This is a genomic window from Gordonia sp. (in: high G+C Gram-positive bacteria) (genome assembly GCF_020438995.1).
GTDB lineage: Bacteria > Actinomycetota > Actinomycetes > Mycobacteriales > Mycobacteriaceae > Gordonia.
In genome coordinates this window covers 1-9230 of sequence record NZ_JAGQTN010000074.1, presented here as the reverse complement: position 1 = coordinate 9230, position 9230 = coordinate 1, and the positions used below count along the sequence as shown (strand labels likewise).

Genomic DNA, 9230 nt, shown 5'->3' with positions numbered 1-9230 from the left:
TGGATCATTCGCGGCGACGCCGACTCCGACGACATCGACGGCTTCATCACCATGTACCAACTCGTCGATGGTGAGTACCAAGTGGTGGGAAACCGATTGGTCTCACAACTGTCGGTCACCGACTGACGCGGGTCAGCTGCCGGTGCCGTTGTCGCCGACGCCGGGGGCGGCGAGGTTGCCGGCGCCGTCGGCGTAGCGGTCGGTGAGGTCGGCGACCAGGGAGATGAAGGTGGGGTCGGTGCCGACGGTGGCGGCGCGGGCGAATCCGAGACCGCGTTCGGAGCAGAGGGTTTTGGCTTCGTTGTCGAGGTCCCACACGACTTCGAGGTGGTCGGAGATGAAACCGATCGGGAACACCACCACGGACTCGGTGCCGTTGTCGGCGAGGGTGTCGAGGTGGTCGCAGATGTCGGGTTCATACCACGGGACCTGGGGTGGGCCCGAGCGGGACTGCCAGACCTGGTCGTAGTCAGTGATGCCGAGACGCTGGGCGACGGCGGCGCAGGCGTCGGCGATCTGGCGGGAGTAGATACCGCGGCCGTCGATCACGGGGCCGAATCGGCGGTCGGCGGCGAGGGGGATCGAGTGGGCGGTGAATACCAGGCGGGGTGCGGGATCCGCGGGCAGAGAGTCGATCGCCCGGCGTACCGCGCTCGCGCAGGCGTCGAGAAACGCGGGCTCGGTACAGAATTGGGGCAATTTGCGCAGGAGCATCGGATCGTCGGCGGCTTGCGGTATGCGACGGGACAGCTCGAGCAACGCGCCGGCGATGTCCTCGTGGTACTGGACCGAACCCGAATATCCGCCCCACGCGGACGTCCCGAACACCAGCACCCGGCGATGACCGTCGCGATACATCTGCTCGACGGTGTCGGCGACCAGCGGATGCCAGTTGCGGTTACCGAAGTAGACGGGCAGATCCCGCCCGCGCGCCGACAGTTCGGCGCGCAGGGCGGCGATCATGTCCCGGTTGCACTGGTTGATCGGTGAGACCCCACCGAAGTGCAGGTAGTGTTGCGCGACCGCCTCTAGACGCTCCCGGGGGACGCCACGCCCACGGGTGACGTTCTCCAGGAACGGCATCACATCGTCCGGTTTCTCCGGACCGCCGAACGACAGAAACAGCAGCGCATCAAAGGGTTTCACCGAACGGCTAGCCGAGGAAGTTGTCGGGGAACCAGGTGTTGTGGCTGGCGCCGCCGTCGACGTACACGATGGAGCCGGTGGTGCCGGGCAACCAGTCCGACAGAAGCGCGACGACGCTCTTGCCGACGACGGTCGGGTCGTCGACGTTCCAGCCGATCGGCGAGGCACCGTCCCAGTACTCGTTGAGCATGGTCAGCTTGCGCGCGTCATCGGTGGCTGTACCCGAAATTGCCTTGGCGGCAAGGGTTTTGATAGGTCCGGCGGCCACGAGGTTGGACCGGATCCGCTTGGCGTTGCCCACCTCGCGCGCCACATAGCGGTTCACCGACTCGAGCGCCGCCTTCGACACGCCCATCCAGTTGTAGTCAGGCATCGCGGTCCGCGGATCGAAGTCCATGCCCACGATCGATCCGCCCTCGTTCATCACCGGCAGCACCGCACGGGCCAGCGCCGCGTAGCTCCAGGCGGAGATCTCGAACGATTTCGCGACGTCGGGTCCGGGGCCTTCGAGGAACGGCACCGCGTCGGGACCCATCAAAGTCTTGGGTGCGAACGCGATGGAATGGACCACGCCGTCGACACCCTCGGGGGCGAGTTCGGTGATCCGCCCGGCCAGCGCCGCCAGATCCTCCTCGTTGGTGATGTCGAGCGGAATCGCCGCCGGCACCTCCTGCGGGAGGCGTTTGGCGATGCGGTCGATGAGCCGCAGCCGTTCGGGGATGCCGGTGATGATCACCTTGGCGCCCTGCTCCTGGGCCACGGCGGCGGCGTGGAATGCGATGGACGCGTCGGTGATGATGCCGGTGATGAGGACGGTCTTGCCGTCGAGAATGCCTGTCATTGGTTCCAGTCCTCCCCTAGTTGCCCATAACTGTGGTTTTCCCCACCCTAATTTCCCATCCCCATGCCGCCGTCGACCGGCAGCACCGCACCCGTGATGTAGCCGCCCTCGTCCGAGGCGAGGAAGCTGATCGCCGCGGCAACGTCTTCGGGCTTGCCGGTGCGGCCCAGCGGGATCGCCTGCTTGGCCATCTCGACGTAGCGGTCCTCCATCGCAGCCGTCATGTCGGTTTCGATGAAACCGGGCGCCACCACGTTGGCGGTGATGTTGCGTACTCCGATCTCACGGGCGATGGAGCGGGCCATACCGATCAGTCCGGCTTTTGAGGCGGCGTAGTTGACCTGCCCGGGGATACCGGACATGGCCACGACCGAGCCGAGGAAGATCATCCGGCCCCACTTGGCGCGCTGCATCCCCTTGGTGGCGCGCTTGGCGCAGCGGAACGCACCGGTCAGGTTGGCGTCGATGACCTTCTCGAACGACTCCTCCGACAGCCGCATCAACAGCATGTTGTCGGTGATGCCCGCGTTGGCCACCAGCACCTCGACGGGCCCCTGATGTGCCTCGACCTCGGCGAAGGCCTTGTCGACGGACTCGGCGTCGGTGACGTCGCACTGCACGCCGAACAGTCCGTCGGGGGCACCGGATCCGCGGTGGGTGACGGCCACCTTGTGGCCGTCAGCGGCCAGGCGCTGAGCGACGGCGAGGCCGATGCCCCGGTTGCCGCCGGTCACCAGGACCGAACGCGGTGTGGTCGCCGGGCGCGAAGGAACGTCAGTGGTGTCTGCCATGGATCAAGAACCTATCGGTCGTGGAGATGTGGTCTGTCGACGGGGGCGGGCTGACCCGTCGGGTCTTACGGTAGGCGCCGGTTGATGGCGAGGGCGGCGAACGCGGAGATGATCGCCAGCAATGTTCCGGCTATCAACCATGGCCGCGAGTTGTCGCCCCGCCGTGTCTCATAACCGATGTCCTTCTGCAGCTTCTCGTACACCCGGTTGAGTTCGTCGAGGCTGGCGGCGGTGAAGAACTCGCCGCCGCTGATATTGGCGATCTTGCGCAACGACTCGTCGTCGACGGGTACAGGGACCTGATCGCCTTCGAGATCGACGGTGCCGCCCATCGTGCCGAAAGAGATCGTCGATACGGGGATCTTCTCCTCCTTGGCCTTGCGGGCCGCGGTGAACGCGCCGCGCGGGTTGTTGGGGTTGTCGGGCACGGTCTCCTTGCCGTCGGACAGGAGCACGATGCGGGCCGGCGGGGCGGCCTTGTCGCCGCCGAGGACGGTGTTGAGTGTCTGGATCTGCTGGATGGCGGCGAAGATGCCCTCACCGGTGGCGGTCTTGTCGGCCAGTTGTAGTTTGCCGACGTCGGCCTTGGTGGCCGTGTGGTCGGGGGTCGGCGACACCAGCGTCGACGCGGTGCCCGCAAACGAGATCAGCCCAAGGTTGATGCCCTCGGTCAGTTCGTCGGCGAACTTCTTGGCCGCGGCCTGCGCCGCCTTGATCCGGGACGGCGCGACGTCGGTGGCGTTCATCGAGCGCGACACGTCGATCACGAGGATCACGGTCGCCTTGTTGCGCGGGACCTTGCGGTCGGCCTGTGGACCGGACAGCGCGACGGTCAGCAGCAGCAGCGACACCACCAGCAGGGCGATCGGAACGTGCTTCAGGGGGTTGCTCTTGACCGGGGCTACCCGATTGAGCACCTCGAGGTTGGCGAACCGCAACGCACGCCGGGCACGAAGGCGCTGGATATAGACATAGACACCGGCCAGCGCCGCCACCACGAGGGCAAGCAGCAGCCACCACGGACTCGACAGGTTGGACATCGCCTAGCCCACCCCCGCCGCCATGCCGCGGCGCCGGGCGCCGACGAACCGGACGGTGTCGTTGACCCAATCGCGATCGGTACGCAATGACATCACCGATCCCCCGCAACGCCGGATGGTGCGGCCGACGTCGGCGCGGTGCGCGGCAGCAGCCACCGCGTAGTCGTGGCGGACGCGTTCGGTGATGTCGAAGTCACGGATCTCACCGCTCTCGGCGTCGGCGAGGGTGACCTCACCGACCGCGGGCAGCTCGAGGTCGCGTGGATCGAGCACCTCGACGGCGAGCAGTTCGTGATGGGCGCCGATGGCCCGCAGTGGCCGGTCCCAGTTGATCGGTCCGAGGAAGTCACTGATCACCACGGCCAGCCCGTGCCGCCGCTGTGGGCGCCGCAGCGCGTCGATCGCACCATTGAGGTCGCCGCGCACGCCCGCATGGCTGCGGGTGGTGGTGGCGACCGCTTTCAGCAGGGCGCGGGCGTGCGCCCTCCCCGAGGCCGCGGGGACCCGCACGATTCTGTCACCGGTGGCGATGATCGCCCCGTGCCGGTTGCCGCCGCCGGCCGTGAGGTGCACGATGGCCGCGGCTGCGGCCACGGTGAGGTCACGTTTGGTGCAGCGGGTGGTGCCGAAGTCGATGCTCGCCGACGCGTCGACAACCAGCCACGTCTCCAGTTCGCGGTCGGCGATCATCTGCCGGACATGCGGCTCGGTGGTGCGGGCGGTCACCGACCATTCCATGCGGCGGATGTCGTCGCCCGGCTGGTAGGGCCGCGCCTCCCCCGGCTCGGACCCCGGTCCGGGGATCAGCCCGAGGTGAGAGCCCTGCAGCACGCCGTCGAGCTTGCGGCGAACGGTGAGTTCGAGTGTGGTGAGTGCGGCGGTGAGTTGCGGATCGCTGAGCAGGCCGGCGTCGAACGACGGCAGTTCGCTATTGGCCGCCATAGGGGCGTGCCGTCTGATCGATGTGAACCTGACCGTTCTGCTGGGCCTGAGCGGGTGCCGGATTCTGCGGATAGCCGGCGGGGGCTGCGGCCTGGGTACCCACCTGCGGCAGCCCGACGGTCTGCAGCACGCGGGTGATCACCTGGTCGGCGTCCACCTCGTCGGCGAGGGCGTCGTAGGAGAGCACCAGCCGGTGCCGCAGCACATCGGGGATCATCTCGACGACGTCCTGTGGGATCACGTAGTCGCGGCCACGGACGAGGGCGAGCGCGCGTGCGGCGGCGACGATGCCGAGTGTGGCGCGCGGTGACGCACCGTAGGAGAGCCAGCCGGCAACGTCGGTGAGTCCGACCTCGGCAGGCCGCCGGGTGGCGTTGATGACGCGGACGACGTAGTCGACGAGCGCGTGGTGGACGAACACATTGCCCGCGACCTTCTGCAACCGGACCATCGTGTGCGGGTCGAGAACCGGCGACACCGTGGGCACGGAGTTGCCCATGCGGTAGACGATCTCGCGTTCCTCCTCCACCGACGGGTAGCCGACCAGCACCTTGAACAGGAACCGGTCACGCTGCGCCTCGGGCAGTGGATAGACACCTTCGTTCTCGATGGGGTTCTGGGTGGCCATCACCAGGAACGGATCGGGCATCGGGTAGGTGGTGCCGCCGATCGACACGTGCCGTTCGGCCATCACCTCCAGCAATGCGGACTGCACCTTGGCGGGCGCGCGGTTGATCTCGTCGGCGAGCAGGAAGTTGGCCACGACCGGGCCGAGTTCGGTGTCGAACTTCTCCTGGCCCTGCCGGTAGATCCGGGTGCCGATGAGGTCGGTGGGCACCAGGTCCGGGGTGAACTGGACGCGCGAGAAGCTGCCGCCGATGACGCGGGCGAAGGTTTCGACGGCGAGCGTCTTAGCGACGCCGGGCACGCCTTCGAGCAGGATGTGCCCGCGGGCGAGCAGCCCGACGAGGATCCGTTCGATCAGCTGATCCTGGCCGACGATGACCCGCTTGACCTCGTAGATCGTGCGTTCGAGCAGTTTGATGTCTGCTTCGCTGAGCGTGGCCGCACCTGCGGCGGCCGGGTCGGTGTGTGACTGCGGGGAGGTCAACCGTTGGCTCCTGTTCTGGGGTGTCGCACGGCTCTGCTCGTGTGTCGATGCCCCAGCCTAGTCAAGCGAACTGAAATCTCGCCAAGAAGGAGCGCGACACCAGCAGTACGAGGGCTACAACAACCTGACGACGTAGGGCATGGCGCCGGTGGTGCGCACGGGCGACACCTTGACGATGGAGCCCGACTGGGGTGCTTCGACCATCTTGCCGTCGCCGAGGTAGAGCGCGACATGCTGGCTGGCATTGGGTCCGTAGAAGATCATGTCGCCACGTTTACGCTGGGCCAGCGGCACATGCGGTCCAGCGTTGTACTGGTAGCCGGTGTAGTGCGGAAGTTCGATGCCGACGCCGGCGAAGGCGTAGATCATCAGGCCCGAGCAGTCGAAGCCGACCTTGTTGTAGTCGCCGTAGCTGTCGGCGACGCCGCCGTCGCGGATGCCCTGGGTGGGGCCGTTGGGGCCTCCGCCTCCCCACGCGTAGGGCACGTTGAGCTGGGACAGAGCACGGTTGACGACGATCTCGACGGCCTGCGGGCCGCGCAGACCGGGTCTGATGACGCCGCCGCCACGGCCGCCGCTGCTGCCGAACAAGGGTGCGGCAGACCCGGTCTGCAGACGGCTGACGATGCTGTTGGGGCCGCTGCTGCCGAGGTTGGCGCCACCGAGGCCGAGCTCGTCGAGCAGTGCCGAACGCGGCAGTTGCTGCTGCCCGACGAGGGCGGCGAGCAGTTGCTGACCGGTGTCGAGGAGAAGTTTCGCGGCGGCGTCGGCCGCCATTTTGATGGATGGGTTGTCGGTGCCGAGCAACCCGTTGACGATGTCGCCGGCACTTGGGAGTGTGCCGCCTGCCGAACCGGTGGTGGGGGTGTCCAGGCCGACCTTCTTGCGGCCGCCTCCACGCAGTTCCGTCAGTTGTTTCTGGATGCCGTTGCGCTGCCGGACCAGTGTCGTCCGACGCTGTTGTTCGTCGGCGAGTTGCCTACGAATCTGGGCGGCGGAGCTGATGGCGTCGTTCTTACGGTCGGCGGCGCCCCTGGTGGCAAGCGATGCGTGCCGTTTGGTGGCCTGGGCGGCGGCGACCCGGTTCGCCTGCTGGTTCCGCGCGACCTGCAGCCGGGTGATGATCGCCCGCTGCTGACGGCCGACCTGGTCGACGGCCGTCATCTTGTTCAGGACGGTATCGGGGTCGTCCGAAGACAGGTAGTCGGCCATCGTGCCGCGAGTGTTGCCTCGCCTCTGCACCGTGCGAATGAATTCATTGAACTCTTCCTGCGCCTCCTCGACGGCGCGGACGGATAGCTCAAGTTCGCGTTGCGCGCCCGCGGCGGCGGTGTTGGCGAGTTGCTCGGCGGCGATGGCGTTCTGGTAGTCGACGATCGCCTTGTTGACCTGTTCCTGCCGGATGGCGACGGCGTTGTCGAGGTCGGCGATGTTCTGGTCGACACCGGCGATCTGCGTGATGAGCTGAGCCTGGCGCGAGGTCGCACGCTTGGACTTGCCGGGCGCACCTTCGGCGACGCCGGCGCACATCGCGATGATGAGCAGGACCGCGACCGCGGTTACCCATCGGATCAGCCGTGGCGCAGGTGCGTTACGTCGCGTCACCAATGAACTCCCTGCCTCGTCCCACCGGTCCACCATGTCACATGAGCAACTTAGATCACATCAGACACTCTGTTGACACAGAAACCGTACGTCACATGAGGCATGGATCAAACCATCTGCCACAAATTACACAATTGTGACTTACCTTGATCGCGTCGCGAACAGGGCAAAGAGACCGACGGGAGCAGGTATCAATTCGGCAACACCGAACCGGAACCCCCCGACCCGCTGACGGCCTCCTCGGTGACGGGCTGCTCGGTTGCGGCGTCTTCGGTGACACCTTCCTCGGTGACACCCTCCTCGGGGCCGGACACGTCGGTGCGGCGCCCGAGCAGGCGGGCCGCCACCGCGCCGACGACCACGACGACGATCAGGACCAGCGTGGCCACGGTCCAGTTGATGGACGGCTCGGTCATCTTGTCGTACATCTGTCGCGCGGCCTGGGTCTGATCGGCGAACTTGAGGTTGTCGGTGGCCTGTTCGAGGGTGACGCGGCTGAACTCGTTCGATGCACTGCCGACTGCATTGGGCCCGATAACGATGACGGTGCCCGAGGTGTCCTTCTGCAAAGCGGTGGCGATGTCGCGATAGTTGGTGAAGACGGGCTGGCGTTCGGTGAGCACGACAAAGTGGACGTCGTGGCCGTCCTTCGCCGCCTTCGCCACGATCTCGCGCAGCGCGGGCACCTGGTCGGCGGGCGCGGACACGTTGTCGTCGGCGAGATCCTTGCGCAGCGGGCCGAGCTTGATTCCCGAGCCCACTTGCGTGTTCCTCGGATGCGGGGCGGCCAGCGGACCGATCGCCAATAACTCCCCCGTGCTCTGCCCGGTCAAGCCCGGACCCGTAGAGTCCGTTCCGGCACTGTCGGTCCCAGTACTCACTGCCGCTACCTCGGTTTCGTCACGTTGCGCGGAGATTAATTTCGCCTCGCCGGCCGCCGGGAGCCGCGACCGAAGGCCTGCTCCTGCGTCAAGATGGAGATGTCCCCATCAGAATCTAGATGCTGCGGCCGGACGTGACACATTCCGCACACCCGATCGGCGTGTTCCTCGACCAATGGGTTGTAAACCGTACGAGCGTACTGTTATGCTGATGGAGTCGCCGCACCGCCGACGACCACGCCCCCGCCCACCGTGACTCCGGCCGCCGCGAGCTGTCCGATCGATCTTCGGTCGACAAACAGTTGGCAAATGACCGGCCCGACGCGGACAACGGTGGCAAGCTCCACACAGAAGCTCCCTCCGGGGAGTTGGGACTCCCTCCGGGGGGTCGGGGCTCCCCGCGGGGAGTTCGGTCCACGCGCACCAGGCACGGACTTTGCACGACACCGACGCAGCCCGTCGGCCGGATCGACTTCGGGAGATCTACAAACACACACCGACGCAGCCCGTCGGTAACGAGGAGAGTGGAATACAACGTGAGTATCAATTCGTTCGGCGCCCGCGGAACCCTTGAGGTCGGCGACGAGTCCTACGAGATCTTCCGTCTCAAGGCGGTCCCCGGCACCGAAAAACTCCCCTACTCGCTCAAGGTGCTCGCCGAGAACCTGCTGCGCACCGAAGACGGTGCCAACATCACCACCGAGCACATCGACGCCCTGGCCAACTGGGACCCGAACGCTCAGCCGAACATCGAGATCCAGTTCACGCCGGCCCGCGTGATCATGCAGGACTTCACCGGTGTCCCCTGTGTGGTCGACCTGGCCACCATGCGTGAGGCCGTCACGGCCCTGGGCGGCGACCCAAACAAGGTCA

8 protein-coding genes and 1 pseudogene are annotated in these 9230 nt (G+C 66.6%); 1 reads left to right on the top strand and 8 read right to left on the bottom strand.

Going from position 1 to position 9230, the window contains the following annotated elements:
* Nucleotides 1–132: 132 nt before the first annotated feature.
* The 8 genes from KDB67_RS06455 to KDB67_RS06420 all read right to left on the bottom strand — a co-directional run bounded on the left by KDB67_RS06455 (nucleotide 133) and on the right by KDB67_RS06420 (nucleotide 8309).
* Nucleotides 133–1146, bottom strand: a complete 1014-nt coding sequence (locus tag KDB67_RS06455; protein WP_291013846.1) for a ferrochelatase — start codon at nucleotides 1144–1146, stop codon at nucleotides 133–135.
* 7 nt (nucleotides 1147–1153) lie between these two features.
* Nucleotides 1154–1987 carry an NADH-dependent enoyl-ACP reductase InhA gene (inhA, locus tag KDB67_RS06450; RefSeq protein ID WP_291013844.1) on the bottom strand — a complete coding sequence of 278 codons (834 nt, stop codon included), beginning with the start codon at nucleotides 1985–1987 and terminating at the stop codon, nucleotides 1154–1156.
* 47 nt (nucleotides 1988–2034) lie between these two features.
* On the bottom strand, nucleotides 2035–2778 hold the full coding sequence (gene fabG1, locus KDB67_RS06445; protein WP_291013842.1) for a 3-oxoacyl-ACP reductase FabG1: 744 nt from the start codon (nucleotides 2776–2778) through the stop codon (nucleotides 2035–2037).
* Between the two features lie 65 nt (nucleotides 2779–2843).
* Nucleotides 2844–3818 carry a VWA domain-containing protein gene (locus KDB67_RS06440; RefSeq protein ID WP_291013840.1) on the bottom strand — a complete coding sequence of 325 codons (975 nt, stop codon included), beginning with the start codon at nucleotides 3816–3818 and terminating at the stop codon, nucleotides 2844–2846.
* 3 nt (nucleotides 3819–3821) lie between these two features.
* The gene (locus tag KDB67_RS06435) at nucleotides 3822–4760 is read right to left on the bottom strand and encodes a DUF58 domain-containing protein (protein ID WP_291013838.1); all 939 of its coding nucleotides are present in this window, start codon (nucleotides 4758–4760) and stop codon (nucleotides 3822–3824) included.
* Nucleotides 4747–5871 (bottom strand): MoxR family ATPase, encoded by a 1125-nt coding sequence (locus tag KDB67_RS06430; RefSeq protein WP_291013835.1) that lies wholly within the window; start codon nucleotides 5869–5871, stop codon nucleotides 4747–4749. The genes KDB67_RS06435 and KDB67_RS06430 overlap by 14 nt, the downstream gene beginning before the upstream one ends.
* Before the next feature lie 114 nt (nucleotides 5872–5985).
* On the bottom strand, nucleotides 5986–7476 hold the full coding sequence (locus tag KDB67_RS06425) for an NlpC/P60 family protein (protein WP_366851862.1): 1491 nt from the start codon (nucleotides 7474–7476) through the stop codon (nucleotides 5986–5988).
* A gap of 191 nt (nucleotides 7477–7667) precedes the next feature.
* Complete coding sequence (locus tag KDB67_RS06420) at nucleotides 7668–8309, bottom strand: DUF6676 family protein (protein WP_291013833.1); 642 nt, start codon at nucleotides 8307–8309, stop codon at nucleotides 7668–7670.
* 584 nt (nucleotides 8310–8893) lie between these two features.
* Here KDB67_RS06420 and KDB67_RS06415 point away from each other — a divergent pair.
* A pseudogene (locus KDB67_RS06415) lies at nucleotides 8894–9230 on the top strand (aconitase family protein); the annotation flags it as partial.

Excerpts from the sequence above, each read along its gene's own strand:
- inhA (WP_291013844.1), bottom strand. The coding sequence starts at position 1,987 with ATGACAGGCATTCTCGACGGCAAGACCGTCCTCATCACCGGCATCATC.
- fabG1 (WP_291013842.1), bottom strand. The coding sequence starts at position 2,778 with ATGGCAGACACCACTGACGTTCCTTCGCGCCCGGCGACCACACCGCGT.
- KDB67_RS06440 (WP_291013840.1), bottom strand. The coding sequence starts at position 3,818 with ATGTCCAACCTGTCGAGTCCGTGGTGGCTGCTGCTTGCCCTCGTGGTG.
- KDB67_RS06435 (WP_291013838.1), bottom strand. The coding sequence starts at position 4,760 with ATGGCGGCCAATAGCGAACTGCCGTCGTTCGACGCCGGCCTGCTCAGC.